12 protein-coding genes, 1 tRNA gene and 3 rRNA genes are annotated in these 22,359 nt (G+C 47.1%); 15 read left to right on the top strand and 1 reads right to left on the bottom strand.

Annotation, left to right across the window (positions count from 1 at the left end; translation table 11 throughout):
• The first annotated feature begins 50 nt into the window (after positions 1 to 50).
• The 6 genes from pcrA to MHI51_RS28015 all read left to right on the top strand — a co-directional run bounded on the left by pcrA (position 51) and on the right by MHI51_RS28015 (position 9,003).
• Positions 51 to 2,390 carry a DNA helicase PcrA gene (pcrA, locus tag MHI51_RS28040; RefSeq protein ID WP_076276865.1) on the top strand — a complete coding sequence of 780 codons (2,340 nt, stop codon included), beginning with the start codon at positions 51 to 53 and terminating at the stop codon, positions 2,388 to 2,390.
• Between the two features lie 77 nt (positions 2,391 to 2,467).
• Positions 2,468 to 4,480, top strand: coding sequence for an NAD-dependent DNA ligase LigA (ligA, locus tag MHI51_RS28035; RefSeq protein WP_076276864.1), 2,013 nt, complete (start codon positions 2,468 to 2,470; stop codon positions 4,478 to 4,480).
• 180 nt (positions 4,481 to 4,660) lie between these two features.
• Positions 4,661 to 5,368, top strand: a complete 708-nt coding sequence (locus tag MHI51_RS28030) for a response regulator transcription factor (protein WP_036678667.1) — start codon at positions 4,661 to 4,663, stop codon at positions 5,366 to 5,368.
• Between the two features lie 19 nt (positions 5,369 to 5,387).
• On the top strand, positions 5,388 to 6,500 hold the full coding sequence (locus tag MHI51_RS28025; RefSeq protein WP_405173410.1) for a sensor histidine kinase: 1,113 nt from the start codon (positions 5,388 to 5,390) through the stop codon (positions 6,498 to 6,500).
• Between the two features lie 62 nt (positions 6,501 to 6,562).
• Positions 6,563 to 7,147 carry a HAMP domain-containing protein gene (locus MHI51_RS28020; RefSeq protein WP_076276863.1) on the top strand — a complete coding sequence of 195 codons (585 nt, stop codon included), beginning with the start codon at positions 6,563 to 6,565 and terminating at the stop codon, positions 7,145 to 7,147.
• A gap of 53 nt (positions 7,148 to 7,200) precedes the next feature.
• A complete protein-coding gene (locus tag MHI51_RS28015; protein ID WP_342410232.1) occupies positions 7,201 to 9,003 on the top strand; it encodes a PBP1A family penicillin-binding protein in 1,803 nt (600 codons plus the stop codon).
• Positions 9,004 to 9,007: 4 nt separating this feature from the next.
• Here the strand turns inward: MHI51_RS28015 and MHI51_RS28010 are convergent, their stop codons facing one another.
• Positions 9,008 to 10,264: an MFS transporter gene (locus MHI51_RS28010; protein WP_076220734.1), complete on the bottom strand. Its 1,257-nt coding sequence runs from the start codon at positions 10,262 to 10,264 to the stop codon at positions 9,008 to 9,010.
• A gap of 404 nt (positions 10,265 to 10,668) precedes the next feature.
• Here MHI51_RS28010 and MHI51_RS28005 point away from each other — a divergent pair.
• The 9 genes from MHI51_RS28005 to clpC all read left to right on the top strand — a co-directional run bounded on the left by MHI51_RS28005 (position 10,669) and on the right by clpC (position 22,248).
• Positions 10,669 to 12,226: ribosomal RNA gene (locus MHI51_RS28005) — 16S ribosomal RNA — on the top strand.
• A gap of 101 nt (positions 12,227 to 12,327) precedes the next feature.
• Positions 12,328 to 12,403: transfer RNA gene (locus MHI51_RS28000), tRNA-Ala, on the top strand.
• 172 nt (positions 12,404 to 12,575) lie between these two features.
• Positions 12,576 to 15,502 (top strand): 23S ribosomal RNA (locus MHI51_RS27995).
• 128 nt (positions 15,503 to 15,630) lie between these two features.
• Positions 15,631 to 15,747, top strand: a 5S ribosomal RNA gene (rrf, locus tag MHI51_RS27990).
• The 16S, 23S and 5S rRNA genes sit together here with 1 tRNA gene alongside, the layout of an rRNA operon.
• Before the next feature lie 421 nt (positions 15,748 to 16,168).
• Positions 16,169 to 17,341, top strand: coding sequence for an enhanced intracellular survival protein Eis (eis, locus tag MHI51_RS27985; protein ID WP_405173409.1), 1,173 nt, complete (start codon positions 16,169 to 16,171; stop codon positions 17,339 to 17,341).
• Between the two features lie 293 nt (positions 17,342 to 17,634).
• The gene (locus MHI51_RS27980; RefSeq protein ID WP_036680465.1) at positions 17,635 to 18,096 is read left to right on the top strand and encodes a CtsR family transcriptional regulator; all 462 of its coding nucleotides are present in this window, start codon (positions 17,635 to 17,637) and stop codon (positions 18,094 to 18,096) included.
• Positions 18,097 to 18,126: 30 nt separating this feature from the next.
• Positions 18,127 to 18,651 carry a UvrB/UvrC motif-containing protein gene (locus tag MHI51_RS27975; protein WP_036680467.1) on the top strand — a complete coding sequence of 175 codons (525 nt, stop codon included), beginning with the start codon at positions 18,127 to 18,129 and terminating at the stop codon, positions 18,649 to 18,651.
• 28 nt (positions 18,652 to 18,679) lie between these two features.
• Complete coding sequence (locus MHI51_RS27970; RefSeq protein ID WP_076218760.1) at positions 18,680 to 19,744, top strand: protein arginine kinase; 1,065 nt, start codon at positions 18,680 to 18,682, stop codon at positions 19,742 to 19,744.
• A gap of 35 nt (positions 19,745 to 19,779) precedes the next feature.
• Positions 19,780 to 22,248, top strand: a complete 2,469-nt coding sequence (clpC, locus tag MHI51_RS27965) for an ATP-dependent protease ATP-binding subunit ClpC (RefSeq protein ID WP_036680471.1) — start codon at positions 19,780 to 19,782, stop codon at positions 22,246 to 22,248.
• Positions 22,249 to 22,359: the final 111 nt, after the last annotated feature.

Below are 22,359 nucleotides of genomic sequence, written 5' to 3'. Positions count from 1 at the left end.
TGGACTACTTATGATTTGTAATTTTATTTTTAGAAAGGAGCATGTTACACATGCAACTTATTAACATACAAGACGCGGTCAGCCGATTGAATCCTCCACAAAGGCAGGCTGTCGAAACTACTGAAGGACCCCTTTTGATTATGGCTGGTGCGGGCAGTGGGAAGACGAGAGTGCTGACTCACAGAATTGCCTGGCTGATTGCTAATCGAAAGGCGCCGCCTTGGGCGATTTTGGCGATTACATTTACGAATAAAGCTGCGAGGGAAATGCAGGAACGTGTATCTAAGCTCGTTGGACCTGAGGGAAGAGATATTTGGGTATCCACCTTTCACTCCATGTGTGTTCGGATCTTGCGGAAGGATATTGAGCGCATTGGATTTACTTCCAACTTCTCGATTCTGGACTCTACAGACCAGTTATCAGTCATTCGTAATTGCATGAAGGAACTGAATATTGATACGAAAAAATTCGAACCGAAAGCTGTACAAGCAATAATTAGCGCATCTAAGAATGAACTGATTACTCCGGCGCAGTATGAGCAAAAAGTCGGTGATTATTTCGAAGGTTTAGTTGCCAAGGTTTATAAAATGTACCAACGGCGTTTGAGAAGCAATAACTCGCTTGATTTTGATGATTTGATTATGAAGACTATCGAATTATTTAAGGAAGTTCCCGAGGTTCTGGATTTTTACCAAAAGAAGTTCAAATACATCCATGTGGATGAGTATCAGGATACGAACAGAGCACAATACATGTTGTGCCGCATGCTGGCAGACAGCCACCACCGCATTTGCGTGGTAGGGGATAGTGACCAGTCGATCTATCGCTGGCGTGGTGCGGATATTACGAATATTCTTAATTTTGAAGAGGATTATCCGGAAGCGAAGACGATTCTGCTAGAACAGAATTACCGTTCAACCGCTAATATCCTGAATGCAGCCAATGGGGTAATCGCGCTTAATAGTGGCCGTAAACCGAAAAAGCTGTGGACCGATTCCGAGGAAGGCGCCAAGATTAAGGTGTACCGGGCGGATTCCGAGCATGACGAAGGGTATTTTGTAACCGGAGAAATCAGCAAAAATGTGAAGCAAGGTCAAGCTTACCAGAATCACGCGATTCTGTATCGGACGAATGCTCAGTCACGGGTAATAGAGGAAATTTTGATCAAATCAGATATTCCATATCAAATCGTTGGCGGGATCAAGTTCTATGATCGTAAAGAAATCAAGGATCTGCTGGCGTATCTACGTTTACTGTCTAACCCTGATGATGATATCAGCCTGACGCGTATTATTAATGTTCCTAAGCGTGGATTAGGGGATACAACGGTTGGCAAGCTGGCAGCTGCTGCTGGTGAACGTGGTGTTTCTATTTTCCGAGTACTGCAAACGGTCGATGATTTGGGCTTTGCTGGACGGACGCGGAATATGCTAGTAGAGTTCTACGATATGATTGAAGCTCTGCACCGTATGGTGGAGTTCTTGTCTGTAACCGAATTGACGGAAAAAATACTGGAAATGTCGCAGTACCGTTTGGAGCTGCAAAATGAAAACACACTCGAATCACGCTCGAGGCTAGAGAATATCGATGAGTTCTTATCGGTGACGATGGAGTTTGAAAAGAACAACGAAGACAAGTCGCTGGTCTCCTTCCTCACGGATCTTGCACTTATCGCAGATATCGATAGTGTGAACGATGACGAAGAGGATCGTAGTGATGCGGTTGTGTTAATGACGATGCACAGCGCCAAAGGTCTGGAGTTCCCGACGGTATTTATCGTCGGAATGGAAGAAGGCGTGTTCCCACACAGCCGTGCCTTCCAGGACAACGACGAGCTGGAGGAGGAACGCCGGCTTGCGTATGTGGGGATCACCCGCGCGGAGAAACAACTGTTTCTCTCTTGTGCGCGGATGCGTACGCTCTTTGGCCGGACGACGGCGAACCAGCCGTCCCGCTTCTTAGAGGAGATTCCGGAGGAACTGAAGGAAGATACCGTTAAGACTCAAGACCGCTTCCAGCGCGGAGGCGCGGAGGCAGGCGGTGCTTACGGCGGACGCGGCTTCGGCAGCGGTGGCCGTGGGAACTTTGGCGGCCGGGGTGGCGCCGCCGGAGCTACGCCGGCAGGCGGCGGAAGCACGGCGTCAGCGGCGGCAAGCAAGAGCAGCGTGACCGTGACCTCCGGAGGCGCACAGCGTGCTACCGGAGCAGGGGCTGCTGCAGCTGGCGATTACAAGGCGGGTGACAAGGTCTCCCACGGCAAATGGGGCACGGGCACCGTTGTATCTGTTAAAGGCAGCGGGAATGACACGGAGCTGCAGATTGCTTTTCCGGCACCGGTGGGTGTGAAACGCCTGCTTGCGGGGTTTGCGCCGATTACCAAAGTGGAATAATAGCAGACAACGATTAACGAACGGATATTTAGACCACGCTAACTTTAGGAAACTTATTGACGGAGGGATGTACCTGCATGGATGCTATGCATGTGATGGAAGAGCTTGTTGCGGAATTAAATAACTATAATTACCACTACTACACGCTGGATGCACCGCTAGTCAGCGATAAGGAATACGATATTTTATACGACAAGCTTGTAGCACTGGAGGCTGAGAGTGGCTTCGTACTACCGGATTCGCCTACACAACGTGTAGGTGGAGAGCTGCTTAAGGGCTTCACGCCGCATCGGCATCTGGCACCGCTTTGGAGTCTGGATAAAGCACAGAATATTGAACAGCTGCGCAGCTGGAATACCCGGGTGCTCCGGTTAGTGAATGAATACAATCTCAAGAATCCAGACACCCCTCTTCCTGATCCTTGTTATGCAGTAGAACTGAAGTTCGATGGCTTGACGCTGAATTTAACCTATCGTAATGGTGTTCTCGAACAGGCATCAACGCGTGGCAATGGCGTAGTTGGCGAAGGAATACTTGCACAGGTGAAGACCATCAAATCCGTTCCATTGACGATTCCTTTCAAGGATGGGGTCATTGAGGTTCAGGGTGAAGGGATTATGAATCTGTCTGTGCTGGCTGATTATAATACACGGGCTGCAGAGCCGCTGAAGAATGCGCGTAATGCAGCAGCAGGTGCACTGCGTAATCTTAATCCGAAGACTACTGCGGACCGCCGTTTGAACGCTTTTTTCTATAATGTAGGCTTTGCAGAAGGCGCGGAGTTCGCTGACCATCAGGAAATGATGGATTTTCTGCGGAATAACAAATTTAAAGTGAACCCATACCTGACCTACTGCAATGATTTTGATGATGTAACTGAGCAGCTCGCTGGAATCGAGGAGAGTCGTTCGAGTCTTGATTACCTCATTGATGGGGCTGTAATTAAGGTCACGGATTTCAGAATCCGTGAGGTGCTTGGATACACTGACAAGTTCCCGCGTTGGGCAGTAGCTTATAAATTTGAAGCCGAAGAAACGACGACCGTGCTGGAGTCCGTTAGCTGGAATGTAGGTCGTACAGGTAAAGTGACTCCGCTGGCTCGGGTTGAGGCTGTAGAGCTTGCTGGAGTTACCGTTCAGAACTGCACCCTGAATAATGTGGGTGATATTGAGCGCAAAAACTTGAAATTTGCCTTAGGTTCGCGGGTCTTTATTCGCCGTTCCAATGATGTTATCCCAGAAATTCTCGGTAAGGTAACAGAGGAGAATGACGGTGGAGAGATTATTTTCCCTGAGGATTGTCCAGCTTGCGGATATCCGTTAGAAATGCGCGGAGCACATCTTTTCTGTAACAATAAACTGAATTGCAGGCCGCAGATTATCAGTCGGATCACCCACTTTGCTTCGCGTGATGCGATGGATATCGAGACATTCAGTGAGAAGACGGCGGGTCAGCTCTATGATGAGCTTAATGTACATGACTCTGCGGATCTGTATGAACTGAACTTTGAGCAGCTTGTACAGCTGAACCGTTTTGGTGAGAAAAAAGCACAGAATTTGCTGCAAGCTTTAGAAGATAGCAAAGGTAGAGATCTTGCTTCATTTCTCTTTGCGTTAGGGATTCCTAACACAGGTAAAGCAACGACAAAGATGTTGGCTGATCATTTCCGCGATCTGGATGCTGTGATGCAGGCCAAAGCCGAGGAGCTAGCTGAGTTACCAGACATTGGTGGGATTGTCGCAGAGAGCATTGTCAGCTTCTTCGCAGATCCAGTTGTAGTAGCTAATGTTTCCCGCTTGCGGGCGTTGGGTGTGGAAGCAAAGGCTCCTGAGGCACCACGTCCTATTAGTACCGATTCCTTCTTTAGTGGCAAAACGGTCGTATTGACGGGTTCCTTGCAAAAGCTTACCCGCGATGAAGCAGCTGAACGTCTGGAAGCACTCGGAGCAAAGGTGTCGGGAAGTGTGTCCAAGAAGACGGATTTAGTTATCGCTGGTGAAAAAGCTGGCAGTAAGCTGGCCAAAGCGCAGCAGTTAGGCATTCAAGTCATTGAGGATGAAGATGAGCTAATTCGCTTGCTGGATATGTAAGTAACAAACTATACTCGATTCCAAAAGGTTCCCGGTTCCATTTCGTTTAAGTACGAGAGGAGCAGGGGCCTTTTTTGCGTGGATTACAACTAAACGTTTCATTTTTAGAAAAAAATTCGGATGATCTGCTAATATATAGCTATAGATATTTATTACTATATTTGAAAGGAAAACCTTCCTGTGAAGAGAGAAACGATATTGTTAGTAGATGATGAGAAGGAAATTGTAGAACTGTTAACGATTTATCTCTGTAATGAAGGCTATAGACTGCTAAAGGCTTATGATGGAATGGAAGCGCTGGAATGTCTGCAGAAAGAGGAAGTTGATCTAATTATTCTTGATGTCATGATGCCTAAAATGGACGGGCTAGCTGCATGTATGAAGATCCGTGAAGAGCGGAAAATGCCAATTATCATACTATCAGCCAAAAATACAGATATGGACAAGATCTCCGGCCTGAGCCTCGGGGCAGATGACTACGTGGGCAAGCCGTTTAATCCTTTGGAGATTGTGGCACGAGTAAAATCACAGTTGCGCCGTTATCACGGATTTAATAAGGATAGTAATACGTTAGGAAACGACAGCAAACTAAGCTTTGAGGATCTGACTATAGATACGTCTAAGCATGAGGTGTATGTAGACCAGCAGAAGATTAAACTGACTCCGCGGGAATTCTCTATTCTAGAGCTTTTAGCGAGACACCAAGGTCAAGTGCTTAGCTTGGAGCAAATTTACAATAAGGTATGGAATGAACCCTTTTTAGATGGCGGTAACACAGTGATGGTACATATTCGTAATCTCCGAGACAAAATCGAAATCGATTCGAAACGCCCACGTTATATACAAACCGTCTGGGGAGTTGGCTATAAATTAGACGGACCTTCCTGAAGGGATTAGGTGAGGCTTCTTGAATTCTAAATATATAACGACGATTCGCTGGAAGTTTATGTTTGCTTTTTTGCTGAGTGTGCTTTCGGGCGCTTTGCTGCTCATGGCAGGGTACCAACTCGTCAACTTTATGATCTATCTAAATCCGGCTTCAGAGTCGGCTCCCTATTCACGCATACTGCGCTGGATTATTAATCATATTGGCTCTATGCCACTAATGACAGCAGCGGGTATTATCAGCTTTTTATTATTCTTTTTTATCTACACACGTAAAGTTGTGCTGTATCTGGAAGAGATCACAAAAGGGATTCGAGAAATTACAAGCTCCGGGATGTCCCATAGAATTGAAGTCAGAACCACGGATGAGCTGGGTGTGCTGGCTGAGAATATTAATGAAATGGCTGAGCGTTTGCAGCACTCCGTAGAGGAGGAACGTAAAGCTGTGAATGCAAAAAATGACTTGATCACAGGTGTTTCCCATGATTTACGCACCCCGCTCACCTCTGTCTTGGGCTTTCTGGAATACATCGAACAAGATCGATGTCAGGAAGAAGCGGAAATCCGGTATTACGTGGATATAGCCTACAACAAATCCCTGGTGCTGCGTAAACTGATCGATGATCTTTTTGATTACACACGTGTAAATAGTGGAGAGTACCCTTTGGTTATGCAGAGATTGGATTTGAAGGCTTTCATACGGCAGCTGGCGGAGGAGTCAGTTCCTGAACTAACAAAGGCGGATATGATCTATGAAATCGAGGACGTTGCTGATGAGTTATGGATAGAGGCTTCGCCTAAAGAATTAGTACGTGCTTATGAAAATTTGATTACTAACGCGATCCGTTACGGCAGAAGCGGCGGGAAATTGGAGATAGGTTTCAGTAAAAAGGAAAATGATGCTGTGGTCCGTATTAGCAACTTCGGAGAGAGGATTGCGGAAAGTGATATCCCTTTTATTTTTGAACGATTCTATCGGGCAGAAAAGTCGCGTTCACAGCATACAGGCGGCTCAGGGCTTGGACTTGCGATTGCCAAAAGTATCATCGAACGCCACAATGGCGTTATTTATGTAGAAAGTACATCTCTTCGCACGGATTTTATTACCTGTTTCCCATTCTTCATAGAATCTTAAGAAAACTCTGGCGGGTTCTTAAGATTTGGAAGTTATCCTTGTGGCACAAGGAGGGAACTACCATGCCAAAACTTCGGACGGTTCGTATCAGCTATTTATATATTTTTATGGGTTGCGCTCTTTTGAGTGCTGCCTTTCTTTTTGTTGTCCAGCGGGCTGTCGCTTTGCTGTATTCTCATTATTCGGGTCAATCAGGAGCCTTTTTTGTCCGGCTTATCCATTGGGTTATTAATCATATGGGTCAAACCCCTAGTGCCATCCTTCTATTTATTCTAGTCTTCGGTGGGCTGTATGTTCTTCGTTCACAGAAAATAGCTGATGATTTGCGCTCGCTAGTGGTGGGAACCTCGGAGCTGGCAGACAAAGGAGTCGCTCAGAACATCAAGGTTCTTTCTGGAGGAGAAATAGGTGAAATTGCTGCTAACCTCAATCGAATGCAAAGAATAGAAGTTCCAGATAGAGGTGCAAGCTCAAAACGGATAGAAGACACACCAGCAGTAGCTTTATTAATAAGGACTAGGGCGATACTTCGCACTCTCCGTGAGGTTGAAGAGGATGGGGCGGAAGTACATACACTTCTTGCAGCAGCGAATGATGAAGTGCGAAGTATGGAGCGGTTCCTGGAGAACCTGATTATCGAATCATGAGCAGATGGAATGCACGCACCCGGATATTGCGAGTAGGGTACCTATTATTTGATGTGAGTGTTATTAGTACGGTATTGGCGCTTTTGATTTTGTTCTATGTATACCAGTATGGGGGGATTGTACTTAACCGGCATGAGGATAGGCTGCAATTGCCAGAATCAAGCCTCATCACAGCTTCAGATGGAACAGTTATACGAATGACTCCGCTACCGAGCTCGGGTTATAGGCTTACAGCAGAGCTTGAGGAGATGCCGGCTTTATTAATAGATACCTTTTTAACAGTAGAAGACCGCCGTTTTTATAGCCATCAAGGAGTCGATTATAAAGGGATATCACGCGCTTTCTTAAAAAATATCTTGGACATGAGTTTATCAGAAGGTGGCAGTAGTATTACTCAACAGCTTGCTCGCAATCTTTATTTGAACAGAGATAAGAATATGCTGCGTAAGTTAAATGAAACCTCTATTGCTTTTGCCTTGGAGCAGCAACTGACGAAACGTGAGATTTTGCAGCTGTACCTCAATCAGATTTATATGGGGCGGGGACAATATGGAGTAAAAGCGGCAGCGAAGCGTTACTTCGGCGTGTCTGATCTGAAAAAATTGGAGATCTGGCAAATAGCCACTCTGGCGGGAATCCCTAAAGGCCCCTCTATTTATAACCCGGTAGACAATAGTGCATTATCCAAAACGAGAAGAAATCTAGTGCTAAAGATGATGTTCAATCAGCGACTAATCACGTATGAGCAAATGCAGGAAGCTATGAGTAAACAATATCAGCCTCCAGCTGCGGTCGAAAATGGGGTTGCCGGAGTGTACTATGTGGATGCCGCCCTTAAGGAAGCGGCTCAGATCACAGGGAAATCCGTAGAGGAGCTTCGTACAGGCGGCTACACTATAGTTACAGGTTTGAACATCAAAGCACAGCAGGCACTTGAGCAGGCCGTTCTCAAAGAGGCTTCATTTCCACCTGACGGAAAAGATCAGCAGGTAGAAGCAGCTATGACCATAATGGATCATCGTACAGGAGAAGTAGTGGCATTGATTGGTGGGCGAGATCAAAACGAGGGCAATTTGAACAGAGCTATTATTGATGCACGTCAGCCGGGTTCCAGCTTTAAGCCGATCATTGATTATGGACCTGCACTCGAGAGCGGGAAATTCAACCCGAATAGTATGCTGTCCGACCGTAAAGTTGCTTATGGCAGCTACAAGCCTGAGAACTTGAACGGTATATACCAAGGTCAGGTCACAATGAACACAGCTTTGCAAAAATCCATCAATGCACCAGCCGTATGGGTATTGAAGCAGGTTGGAATCTCTTCTGCGCGGCAATTTGCCGCCAAATTAGGAATTGTACTGACGGAGGAGGACAATCATTTATCAATAGCTTTGGGGGGGCTTCATAATGGGGTTTCTCCACTAAAAATGGCCCAGGCCTACAGTGTCTTTGCTAGTGGAGGAGAATTTAATGCGGCTCATATGGTGCGCTCCATAACGGATTCAAAAGGGAAGGTCTTGTATACTCATCCCTCTGAATCACGTCAGGTAATCTCGCCGCGTACCGCAGAAGCGATGACGGCTATGTTACGCAATGTTGTTAATGAAGGAACAGGGAAAAAAGCGCAGATGAACAGACCAGTAGCGGGAAAGACCGGTACGACCCAATTGGACTTGGCTGGCGTGAGCAAGAAAGCTAATCGGGATCTTTGGTTTGTAGGCTATACTTCGGAGTGGACAGCTGCGGTATGGATGGGTTTTGATCGTACGAATCAGGATAATTACATGACTGAAGGCAGCGGGAAGGCTGCCGCTCTATTTTCTACAGTAATGAGTAAAGCCTTAAGTGATCATTGAGAAGTTATTGCGCCGCCCATTCTTCTAATTTCTCATCTCTAGGAAGCAGCAAGGCAAGAAACCCAAGCAGCGGGAGGAAGCCGCAAGCGATGAAAACTTTAGCAATCCCGATACTATCAATGAGGTTGCCGAGGACTAATGAGCCGATCCCGCCGAGTCCAAAAGCAAGTCCCGTGATCAGACCTGAAACTGTGCCAATGTTGCCCGGATATAGCATTTGAGCATAAATGACGGTAACAGAGAAGCTGGACAGAAGGATGAAACCGCCAATCAGCAGCAATACAGCCGCCCATAATGGACCTACAAAGGGTAGAGCAAGTGCAAAGGGAACGGTTCCTACCATTGATAGTAAGATGAGATTACGCCGTCCAAAACGGTCAGCCAGCGGACCTCCAAAAAATGTACCCACTGCGCCAGCAGCCAAATACATAAAAATATAGATTTGGGCTTTATCCAGCGTCATTTGATATTTGTCCATTAGATAGAAGGCGTAGTAACTGCCGATAGAAGCGCCATACCAAGACCTAACAAAGACTAGGAATACAAGAATAATCGTTGCTGTTCGTATACTTTTTCGGCGGGCGGGGTCGATTGCCCGTGCTGTTGATTTTTTATGAAAGGTATAACCGGCATCTAGCATTTCTCTATACCAGCGAGCTACATAGGTCTGAACAGCGATTCCGGCAGCCGCGACGATCGTGAAGCCTAGGGCACCAATCTGGCCAAAGGGGATGAACACCCATTTCGTAAGCATTGGACCCAGGGACTGTCCAGCATTGCCGCCCACTTGAAAAATAGATTGCGACAATCCCTTTCGCTGACCTGCCGCCATATGAGCAACACGCATACCCTCTGGGTGGAAGGTGGCTGAACCCAATCCGATCAGGATAACCGAGAATAAGACCAGAAAATAGCTATTGGCATAAGCCAATAGAAGTACACCTAAAAATGTGCTGCACATACCCAGTGGTAATAATATAGGACGGGGTTTACGGTCTGCAGCATATCCAATGACGGGTTGGATTACGGATGACGTCATATTTAAAGCGAATGAGATCCATCCAATCTGGGCGAAAGAGAGCAGTAGATTATCTTTGAGAATAGGGAAGATTGCTGGAATGACTGCCTGTATAGAATCATTAAATAAATGAACAAAACTGACAGCTAACAAAATTTTATAAATCGTTGCCTGCTGCAGATTACGCTGCTCCTTGTCCTTGCTGTCTACCGTGGACGCAGCGTCTGTAGGTTTGGTTTTCATTTTGACTCCTCTCTGTACTGATAGTTAGAAGGTAAGATTGGCGAATACGATAAATTCTATTTAGCCACAAATAATGGATGAATGGTATCAATTTGTGTTGTATTGAAGTTATTTATACGAATGATTTTTTTATTTCAAAAAAAGCTTGCAAACTCAATGACAGCATGGTATATTATCTCTTGTGCTTACGACGCATCGCACATACGAAACACAAGCGATGAAGAAATAAGTTGACAAGATAGAAACAAACATGATATACTCTAATTCCTGTGCAAGAGACATTGAATGTCGAAATGCTAGGAGCAAGTTCTTTGAAAACTGAACAAATGGAACACGTTAATTTTTAAAAGGATTCAATTAATGAATCGTCAGTTTCAAAATGAGCATATCGCTCTTTTCAATACTAATTGGAGAGTTTGATCCTGGCTCAGGACGAACGCTGGCGGCGTGCCTAATACATGCAAGTCGAGCGGAGTCATTTTGAAAGCTTGCTTTCAAAATGACTTAGCGGCGGACGGGTGAGTAACACGTAGGCAACCTGCCCTTCAGACTGGGATAACTACCGGAAACGGTAGCTAATACCGGATAATTTCTTTTTTCTCCTGAGAGAAGAATGAAAGACGGAGCAATCTGTCACTGAGGGATGGGCCTGCGGCGCATTAGCTAGTTGGTGGGGTAACGGCCCACCAAGGCGACGATGCGTAGCCGACCTGAGAGGGTGAACGGCCACACTGGGACTGAGACACGGCCCAGACTCCTACGGGAGGCAGCAGTAGGGAATCTTCCGCAATGGGCGAAAGCCTGACGGAGCAACGCCGCGTGAGTGATGAAGGTTTTCGGATCGTAAAGCTCTGTTGCCAGGGAAGAACGTCCGGTAGAGTAACTGCTACCGGAGTGACGGTACCTGAGAAGAAAGCCCCGGCTAACTACGTGCCAGCAGCCGCGGTAATACGTAGGGGGCAAGCGTTGTCCGGAATTATTGGGCGTAAAGCGCGCGCAGGCGGCTATTTAAGTCTGGTGTTTAAACCTTGGGCTCAACCTGAGGTCGCACTGGAAACTGGGTGGCTTGAGTACAGAAGAGGAAAGTGGAATTCCACGTGTAGCGGTGAAATGCGTAGATATGTGGAGGAACACCAGTGGCGAAGGCGACTTTCTGGGCTGTAACTGACGCTGAGGCGCGAAAGCGTGGGGAGCAAACAGGATTAGATACCCTGGTAGTCCACGCCGTAAACGATGAGTGCTAGGTGTTAGGGGTTTCGATACCCTTGGTGCCGAAGTTAACACAGTAAGCACTCCGCCTGGGGAGTACGGTCGCAAGACTGAAACTCAAAGGAATTGACGGGGACCCGCACAAGCAGTGGAGTATGTGGTTTAATTCGAAGCAACGCGAAGAACCTTACCAGGTCTTGACATCCCTCTGAATCTGCTAGAGATAGCGGCGGCCTTCGGGACAGAGGAGACAGGTGGTGCATGGTTGTCGTCAGCTCGTGTCGTGAGATGTTGGGTTAAGTCCCGCAACGAGCGCAACCCTTAACTTTAGTTGCCAGCAGGTTAAGCTGGGCACTCTAGAGTGACTGCCGGTGACAAACCGGAGGAAGGTGGGGATGACGTCAAATCATCATGCCCCTTATGACCTGGGCTACACACGTACTACAATGGCCGGTACAACGGGAAGCGAAGCCGCGAGGTGGAGCCAATCCCATCAAAGCCGGTCTCAGTTCGGATTGCAGGCTGCAACTCGCCTGCATGAAGTCGGAATTGCTAGTAATCGCGGATCAGCATGCCGCGGTGAATACGTTCCCGGGTCTTGTACACACCGCCCGTCACACCACGAGAGTTTACAACACCCGAAGTCGGTGGGGTAACCCGCAAGGGAGCCAGCCGCCGAAGGTGGGGTAGATGATTGGGGTGAAGTCGTAACAAGGTAGCCGTATCGGAAGGTGCGGCTGGATCACCTCCTTTCTATGGAGAATCGTTCTCTGCAATGAGGACATTCAAATCGGAAGTTTAACTTCCACAACCAATTAACGTGTATCCATTTGTTCGGTTTTGATGGAATTTGCGGGGCCATAGCTCAGCTGGGAGAGCGCCTGCCTTGCAAGCAGGAGGTCAGCGGTTCGATCCCGCTTGGCTCCACCAACAAACTTCATCTATTTGTTATGTCTATACACTTGATCCTTGAAAACTGGATACCGAAACGAATTTGCGTTTTAGAACATCTTTTAGCAACTTGTGCAAACAAGTAAATGTTATTAGTGAGATGATTCCAAAGAGAATGTCATCGTATGATATTTTCCTGCGGAAGAATCAAGGTTAAGCTAATAAGAGCACACGGAGGATGCCTAGGCGCCAGGAGCCGACGAAGGACGTGGCGAACAACGAAACTGCCTCGGGGAGCTGTAAGCAAGCTTTGATCCGGGGGTGTCCGAATGGGGAAACCCAGCTGTGGTAATTCGCAGTTACTCATTTCTGAATACATAGGAAATGTAGAGGCAGACCAGGGGAACTGAAACATCTAAGTACCCTGAGGAAGAGAAAACAATAGTGATTCCGTCAGTAGCGGCGAGCGAACGCGGAACAGCCTAAACCTAAGAGCTTGCTCTTAGGGGTTGTGGGACGTCTCACATGGAGTTACAAAGGAATATGGTAGGTGAAGAGGTCTGGAAAGGCCCGCGATAGAGGTAAAAGCCCTGTAACCTAAACTGTATTCTCTCCGAGACGGATCCCGAGTAGTGCGGGGCACGTGAAACCCCGTATGAATCCAGCAGGACCATCTGCTAAGGCTAAATACTACCTGGCGACCGATAGTGAAACAGTACCGTGAGGGAAAGGTGAAAAGCACCCCGGAAGGGGAGTGAAATAGAACCTGAAACCGTGTGCTTACAAAAAGTCAGAGCCCTATTAATGGGTGATGGCGTGCCTTTTGTAGAATGAACCGGCGAGTTACGTTTAACATGCAAGGTTAAGCCGAGAAGGTGGAGCCGCAGCGAAAGCGAGTCTGAATAGGGCGAATTAGTATGTGGACGTAGACCCGAAACCGTGTGATCTACCCCTGTCCAGGGTGAAGGTGCGGTAACACGCACTGGAGGCCCGAACCCACGTACGTTGAAAAGTGCGGGGATGAGGTGGGGGTAGCGGAGAAATTCCAATCGAACTCGGAGATAGCTGGTTCTCCCCGAAATAGCTTTAGGGCTAGCCTCGGTATAAGAGTAGTGGAGGTAGAGCACTGATTGGGTGCGGGGTCCGCAAGGATTACCAAGCTCAGTCAAACTCCGAATGCCATATACTTATTGCCGGGAGTCAGACAGTGAGTGCTAAGATCCATTGTCAAAAGGGAAACAGCCCAGACCATCAGCTAAGGTCCCCAAGTGTGTGTTAAGTGGGAAAGGATGTGGAGTTGCACAGACAACCAGGATGTTGGCTTAGAAGCAGCCACCATTGAAAGAGTGCGTAATAGCTCACTGGTCGAGTGACTCTGCGCCGAAAATGTAACGGGGCTAAACACACCACCGAAGCTATGGCTAGATACGTATGTATCTGGGGTAGGGGAGCGTTGTGTAGGGGTTGAAGGTGTACTGAAAAGAGCGCTGGACACTACACAAGTGAGAATGCCGGTATGAGTAACGAAAAGATCAGTGAGAATCTGATCCGCCGAAAGCCCAAGGTTTCCTGAGGAAGGCTCGTCCGCTCAGGGTAAGTCGGGACCTAAGGCGAGGCCGAAAGGCGTAGTCGAAGGACAACAGTTTGAAATTACTGTACCACCGTAATCCGCTATGAGCGATGGGGTGACGCAGGAGGGTAGTGACGCGGACTGATGGATGTCCGTCTAAGCAGTGAGGCTGATGTGTAGGCAAATCCGCACATCATTAAGGCTGGGCTGTGATGGGGAGCGAAAATTATAGTAGCGAAGGTCATGATCTCACACTGCCAAGAAAAGCCTCTAGCCAGGAGAAGGTGCCCGTACCGCAAACCGACACAGGTAGGCGAGAAGAGAATTCTAAGGCGCGCGGAAGAACTCTCGTTAAGGAACTCGGCAAAATGACCCCGTAACTTCGGGAGAAGGGGTGCCCCGGTAGTGTGAATAGCACGAGGGGGCCGCAGTGAAAAGGCCCAAGCGACTGTTTAGCAAAAACACAGGTCTGTGCGAAGCCGCAAGGCGAAGTATACGGGCTGACGCCTGCCCGGTGCTGGAAGGTTAAGGGGAGTGGTTAGGGGTAACCCGAAGCTATGAACCGAAGCCCCAGTAAACGGCGGCCGTAACTATAACGGTCCTAAGGTAGCGAAATTCCTTGTCAGGTAAATTCTGACCCGCACGAATGGCGTAACGACTTGGGCGCTGTCTCAACGAGAGATCCGGTGAAATTTTAATACCTGTGAAGATGCAGGTTACCCGCGACAAGACGGAAAGACCCCATGGAGCTTTACTGCAGCTTGATATTGAATTTGGGTACGATCTGTACAGGATAGGTGGGAGCCGTAGAAATCGGAGCGCAAGCTTCGGTGGAGGCGCCGTTGGGATACCACCCTGATCGTATCTAGGTTCTAACCTAGTGCCCTTATCGGGTACGGGGACCGTGTCAGGCGGGCAGTTTGACTGGGGCGGTCGCCTCCTAAAGAGTAACGGAGGCGTTCCAAGGTTCCCTCAGAATGGTTGGAAATCATTCGCAGAGTGCAAAGGCATAAGGGAGCTTGACTGCGAGACCTACAAGTCGAGCAGGGACGAAAGTCGGACTTAGTGATCCGGTGGTACCGCATGGAAGGGCCATCGCTCAACGGATAAAAGCTACCCTGGGGATAACAGGCTTATCTCCCCCAAGAGTCCACATCGACGGGGAGGTTTGGCACCTCGATGTCGGCTCATCGCATCCTGGGGCTGAAGTAGGTCCCAAGGGTTGGGCTGTTCGCCCATTAAAGCGGTACGCGAGCTGGGTTCAGAACGTCGTGAGACAGTTCGGTCCCTATCTGTCGTGGGCGCAGGAAATTTGAGAGGAGCTGTCCTTAGTACGAGAGGACCGGGATGGACGTACCGCTGGTGCACCAGTTGTTCCGCCAGGAGCATGGCTGGGTAGCTACGTACGGACGGGATAAGCGCTGAAAGCATCTAAGCGTGAAGCCCCCCTCAAGATGAGATTTCCCAATTAGTAAGACCCCTTGAAGACGACGAGGTAGATAGGTTGGAGGTGGAAGTGCAGCAATGCATGGAGCTGACCAATACTAATCGGTCGAGGGCTTATCCTATATGTAGAATGCAGATTCGTTTCGGATTCAGTTTTCAGGCATCAAGCCTGTAACACGCTTAGAAATTCATTCTCACTTCTGGTGAAGAACCGAATTTCACGCGGCAGCGTCTGTTTCACAGATGCATGTTTGGTGGCGATAGCGGAGGGGTTCCACGCGTACCCATCCCGAACACGACCGTTAAGCCCTCCAGCGCCGATGGTACTTGGACCGAAGGGTCCTGGGAGAGTAGGACGTTGCCAAGCACAAATAGACCACTGTTGATAACTCGACAGTGGCTTTTTTGCGTCTATTATAGATTGTGGAAAACTTGTGGATAATTCATTGGAATTTGCAGAAAACTTACGCACATGTGGATAGATGATTAAAAGGCAAAAAATCACCAAATGGTGTGGATTAAGTACATATTTATGTAGATCTGTCAACAGAAAACCTAAGTAATACACGGGTTGCTGTGGATATAGTCATATTTATGTGGATAGAGGGATTAATAAGTGGATAATTATTTTAACTTGAATAGAACAAGATTACAAGACTATTTTTAAAACTGCCTAAGGCTGTGGATAACTAAAAAAAGTTCGAAAAATATCCTTATAATTCGCACACAATAAACTCTCTTGTTATACTAACCATAAAAGTAAATTCATAAATGATGAGGTGAGTTTTGTGGATATCAGACAGTTGCACTCAGAAGAGTTTGATCTAAGCATGGATTTATCTGAATATGCTTTTCAATACAAGCTGCCCAGTGAGAAAAGGGCGAATGCTAAGGAAAGATTTAAAGCAGAACGCGTATGGGGTGCTTTTGAAGAAGGTACTTTGGAAGCTAAACTTACTCTTCTTCCGTTCGAAGTGTACATACAAGGTAGATTAGTACCTATGGGAGGGCTCGCAGGGGTAGCGACATGGCCAGAGAATCGCAGACAGGGGCATGTGGCAAAGCTCCTGGCGCATACGCTGCAAACGATGAATGAGGCGGGGCAGACATTATCTTTTCTGCATCCGTTCTTGATCCCCTTTTATCGCAAATTTGGTTGGGAAGTTTATTGTGAATATAAGAAATACTCCATTCCTGTTGCCAGGTTCCCCAAGAAGGTTGAAGTTGAGGGCAAGGTAAGACGTGGTGTTATAGATATCGAAGTATTGGACAACTTATACAATCGTTTTGCAGTTAGATATAACGGAACACTTAAGCGTGATTTGGACTGGTGGGAAAACTCTGTTCTGGATGATGAAGGTCAGACTGCGGTATTTTATTCACAGCTTGGGGAACCTGAAGGATACGTACTATATAAGATAGAAAATAGAGAGCTGGTCATTGATGAATTTGTGTTTTTGAACGAACAGGCCCGGCAGGGGCTGTGGACATTTCTTGCGAATCACGATTCGATGGTGACCGGTGCATCGCTAAAACTGGTGCCATCCGATGATATGTTACCCTTTTTGCTGCCTGATCCGCGTATAGAGCAGGAGAATTATCCTTATTTTATGGCGCGTATTGTTAATGCTAAAGCATTCGTGGAGAGTTATTCTTTTAAGCGTCACAACAGTCAGAAGAAACAGGTTATCTATATTGAAGATAAATATGCCCCATGGAATGACGGGTTGTGGGAATGGACTGTCTCCGAAAAGGGAGCAGCAGCTTTCTTGCGTATAGAGGGTGAACGGGATGCAGCTGACTTAAGCTGTGATATTGGTACGCTGACGATTCTAATGTTTGGATATAAACGCCCGGCAGAGCTGGCTCGTTATGGACGTGTGACTGGTAATCCGAGGGCTCTGGAATGGCTCGAAGAAATCATACCGCAAGCTGAAACTGCACTTTTTGATCATTTTTAGAAAATAATTAGGCTCTCCCCTTCGAAAGATGCTGGGAGAGTTCTTTATTTCCGAATACATTCGCTGAAAAAAGTGAAAAATAAGAGAATCCACTTGGAATTAGCACAGAATATGTTATAATATTAAAAAGTCAAAGAAAGTCAAAGTCAACGCACCTGATGACATACAGTGCGATCCTCTGAATTTGTGAAGTTTTCTTCAGACTTATATGAATGAAGTTCACTAATGAATGTCATTAAGGATGCGGGCGCAAGCGATATTATGAAGCTTTAAAGAGCACTGGAGGATGAGTGATGCGCAATATCTCTGATATTATTGAACAATATCTGAAGAATATTTTGCATGAAAGTCCCGAAGGTACGGTGGAAATCCAGCGAAATGACCTGGCGGACCAGTTCTCATGCGTACCGTCACAGATCAATTATGTTATTAGTACACGCTTTACACTGGAAAAAGGCTATGTGGTGGAAAGTAAGCGTGGTGGCGGGGGATATATTCGTATTCAACGTTTTGAATTGCCGCCCAACGTGGCACTGCATGCCCATTTAAACCATACTATAGGTGGCGGGATAGATCAAAACGCTGCCGAAGGGTTGATTTATCAACTGGAGGAAGCTGGTTTTCTAAGCAAGCGTGAGGCGTGTCTTATGCGCGCTGCTGTTTCTCGGGATTGCCTAACGGTTAAGATTCCATATCGGGATGAGATTCGGGCCAAGATTATGAAGGCGATGTTAATCTCTTTGTTAGGCAAATAATTGTCAATCATAAGGGAGGGGCTTTCGCTTATGCAATGTCAGGAATGTGGCGTCAAGCCAGCAACACTCCATTTCACCAAGATCGTGAATGGAGAGAAGACAGAATTTCATATCTGCGAGAGCTGTGCGCGGGAGAAGGGTGAACTGATCCCGGGAACTGCTGGAGGATTCTCCATTCACAGCTTGCTGTCCGGTCTGCTTGATCTTGAAGGGGCCGGTAAGGAAAAGACGGCTGCTACGAAGACTACGCAGAGTCTGCAATGTGAGAATTGTGGAATGACGTACTCGCAGTTTAGCAAATTGGGTCGTTTTGGCTGCAGCTCCTGTTATAAATATTTTAACAGTGCACTGGACCCGCTCTTTAAACGGGTGCATGGCAGCACTTCGCATGTAGGCAAGATTCCTAAACGTGCTGGAGCACAAATTGTGTTCAAGCGGCAAATTGATGAATTGAAGCTGGAATTACAGCAAAGTATCGCACAGGAGGAATTCGAAACTGCGGCAGAGCTGCGGGATCAAATTCGCCAACTTGAAAAAGAAATGGCACAAGAGTAAAGTCTTTGATATATAGGGGGGATATGACATGTCAAGTCTCCGATTTACTGAACAAGCGCTTAGTGATTGGATGCGCTCGGGAGGCAGTCACTCCGAGATTGTAATTAGCAGCCGTATGCGTATTGCACGTAATTTAGAGCATCTTCCATTCCCTATGCTTGCTTCCTTAGAGCAATCGGAAGAAGTATTAGAGCTGCTTGCCCCTGTGTTTCATGGGGAAACTGCTGCCGTATTCGGATCTTTTCAACTGATAAAGCTTGCTGAAGTGAATGAACTGGATAAAAAGGTATTGGTCGAGAAACATCTCATCAGTCCTAATCTGGCTAATGATTCACGTGGCGCAGCTGTGATATTAAATGAAGATGAGTCGGTCAGCATCATGATTAACGAAGAAGACCATCTGCGGATCCAATGTCTGTTCCCGGGTCTTCAGGTAAGAGAAGCATGGGAACGTGCGACAGCCATCGATGATATCTTCGAATCGGCTGTGAATTACGCTTTTGATGATAAAAGAGGATACTTGACCAGTTGTCCCACCAATGTGGGTACAGGGCTGCGTGCCTCAGTAATGCTGCATTTGCCAGCACTAGTAATGACCCAACAGATCAATCGCATATTGTCAGCAGTGAACCAAGTGGGATTGACTGTAAGAGGAATTTATGGTGAGGGCAGCGAAGCAGTAGGGAACATCTTTCAAATTTCCAATCAGATTACTCTCGGTCAAACAGAAAGTGAAATCATCGAGAACCTTCACAGTGTAGTCACCCAGATTATAGAGCATGAACGAAATGCCCGTGAAAGGCTGCTTGTAGATTCCGCTTTAAGAATTACAGACCGAGTGAAAAGATCTTATGGGATTTTGTGTTACGCTGCTCTAATGGAGCTTAAAGAATCCGCACAACGGCTGTCTGATGTGAGACTTGGGGTTGACCTTGGTATACTGGAAGGCCCTTCGATTTCCGTGCTTAATGAGCTTAACGTTAAGACACAGCCAGGATTTCTGCAAAAAATGTTCGGTGACGAGATGAACGCCACTGAACGGGATATGTATCGGGCGAAACTGCTCCGAGAAACACTGGGAACACAACATTAATATAGATATTTATTATTCATGGAGGTGCAGGAGATATGATGTTTGGAAGATTTACGGAACGCGCACAAAAAGTGCTAGCGCTAGCGCAGGAAGAAGCTGTTCGTTTAGGACACAACAATATTGGCACAGAACATATTTTGCTAGGACTTATTCGTGAAGGAGACGGCATTGCTGCTAAAGCATTAATCGCTTTGGGTCTGGGTCTTGAGAAAATCCAGGACGAAGTGGAGACACTGATTGGCAGAGGCCAAGAACAACCTACGAACATTGCTTATACTCCTCGCGCCAAAAAAGTAATCGAGTTGTCGATGGACGAAGCCCGCAAGCTGGGACATACGTATGTCGGCACTGAGCATATTCTGCTAGGACTTATTCGTGAAGGAGAAGGTGTCGCGGCTCGTGTGCTTAATAACCTAGGCATCAGCTTGAACAAAGCTCGTCAGCAAGTGCTTCAGCTTCTGGGAAGCAGCGAGGCTGCATCCAGTCATAGCGGAACACCTGCTAATGTCAGCACACCGACTCTAGACGGTCTAGCACGCGATTTGACGGCTTATGCCAAGGATGGCAACCTGGATCCAGTTATCGGTCGCAGCAAGGAAATTGAACGTGTTATTCAGGTGCTGAGCCGCCGGACGAAGAACAACCCGGTGTTGATAGGTGAACCTGGGGTTGGTAAAACAGCTATTGCTGAAGGCTTGGCCCAAAAGATCATTAATAATGAAATTCCAGAAACACTGCGCGACAAACGCGTAATGACGCTCGATATGGGCTCGGTAGTGGCTGGTACTAAATATCGCGGTGAGTTTGAAGACCGCCTCAAGAAAATCATGGATGAGATTCGCCAAGCGGGGAATATCGTACTCTTTATCGATGAGCTTCATACGCTGATCGGTGCTGGTGGCGCAGAAGGTGCTATTGATGCTTCCAACATTCTTAAGCCGGCTTTAGCCCGCGGAGAACTTCAGTGCATCGGTGCGACTACGCTGGATGAATATCGTAAATATATTGAAAAAGATGCAGCTTTGGAGCGCCGTTTCCAACCCATTACGGTGGATCAGCCATCTCCAGAAGAAGCGGTACAAATTTTATTTGGACTTCGCGATCGTTATGAAGCACATCACCGTGTGAAAATTACGGATGAAGCTATCGTGGAAGCTGTAAAGCTGTCTGATCGTTACATTCCGGATCGTTTCCTGCCGGATAAAGCCATTGACCTTATCGATGAAGCAGGGTCTAAAGTAAGGCTTCACTCTTACACTATCCCGCCAAATCTGAAGGAACTAGAAATGCGCTTGGATGATATCCGCAAGGAGAAGGATTCTGCTGTTCAGAGCCAAGAGTTTGAGAAAGCGGCTGCCCTGCGTGATACGGAGCAAAAAATCCGTGAAGAGCTTGATACGACTAAGAACCAGTGGAAAGAAAAACAAGGACGTACCGATTCTGAAGTTACACCTGAAGATATCGCACAGGTTGTTGCAAGCTGGACGGGAATCCCTGTAAGCAAGCTGAAGGAAGAAGAGACCGACCGTCTGCTTAACATGGAAGCTCTGCTGCATGAACGAGTGATTGGTCAGGACGAAGCTGTTAAGGCTGTCAGCCGGGCATTGCGCCGGGCGCGTGCGGGTCTTAAAGATCCAAAACGTCCAATGGGCTCCTTTATCTTCCTCGGTCCTACGGGTGTAGGTAAAACTGAGTTGGCACGTGCGCTTGCTGAAGCCATGTTCGGCGATGAGAATGCGGTCATCCGTATTGATATGTCGGAATACATGGAGAAGCACTCCACGTCCCGTTTAGTTGGTGCCCCTCCTGGATATGTCGGCTATGAAGAAGGCGGCCAATTAACAGAGAAGGTACGTCGTAAACCATACTCGGTAGTACTGCTTGATGAAATTGAAAAAGCACATCCGGAAGTATTCAACATTTTGCTGCAAGTGCTTGAAGATGGTCGCCTTACCGACTCCAAAGGCCGGGTAGTTGACTTCCGCAATACACTTATCATTCTGACCTCTAACGTAGGCGCACAGGCAATCAAGAAGAATTCAACGCTTGGATTCACGGCTGTGCAGGATGCAGGAGCAGAATACGGCAATATGAAGGGCAAGGTTATGGAAGAGCTCAAAAAGAGCTTCCGTCCAGAGTTCTTGAACCGGATCGACGAAATCATCGTCTTCCACTCACTCGATGAGAAACATATCGCTGAGATCGTTACGTTGATGTCTGATGAGCTGCGTAAGCGCCTGCGTGAATATGATGTTGATTTCGTACTCACGGATGCAGCGAAGGCCTTCTTGGCTAAAGAAGGTTATGACCCAGCCTTCGGTGCACGTCCATTGCGTCGGGCAATTCAGAAGCATATTGAAGACCGTCTTTCTGAGGAATTGTTGAGAGGAAATATCCAAAAGGGTGATTCCCTCAATATTGATGAGGTCGGCGGAGAACTTGTGGTGACTAAAGTGGACGCTCCAGTAGCGCCAGCGCTTGAAAAAGAAGTAGAATCCGAATAAAATAAACAAGGCTTTCGCTCCTTATTTATAGAGGAGCGGAAGCTTTTTTTATTGGAAATAGATCAATTTAAAATATACATTTAATGCAAATACCGAATGACCTTTCGTTAA

Origin of the sequence: Paenibacillus sp. FSL H8-0260, assembly GCF_045040625.1 — a bacterium.
Classification (GTDB): domain Bacteria; phylum Bacillota; class Bacilli; order Paenibacillales; family Paenibacillaceae; genus Paenibacillus_AQ; species Paenibacillus_AQ odorifer.
The sequence above is the reverse complement of the archived record's forward strand: the minus strand, read 5'-3'. Positions and strand labels throughout refer to the sequence as shown.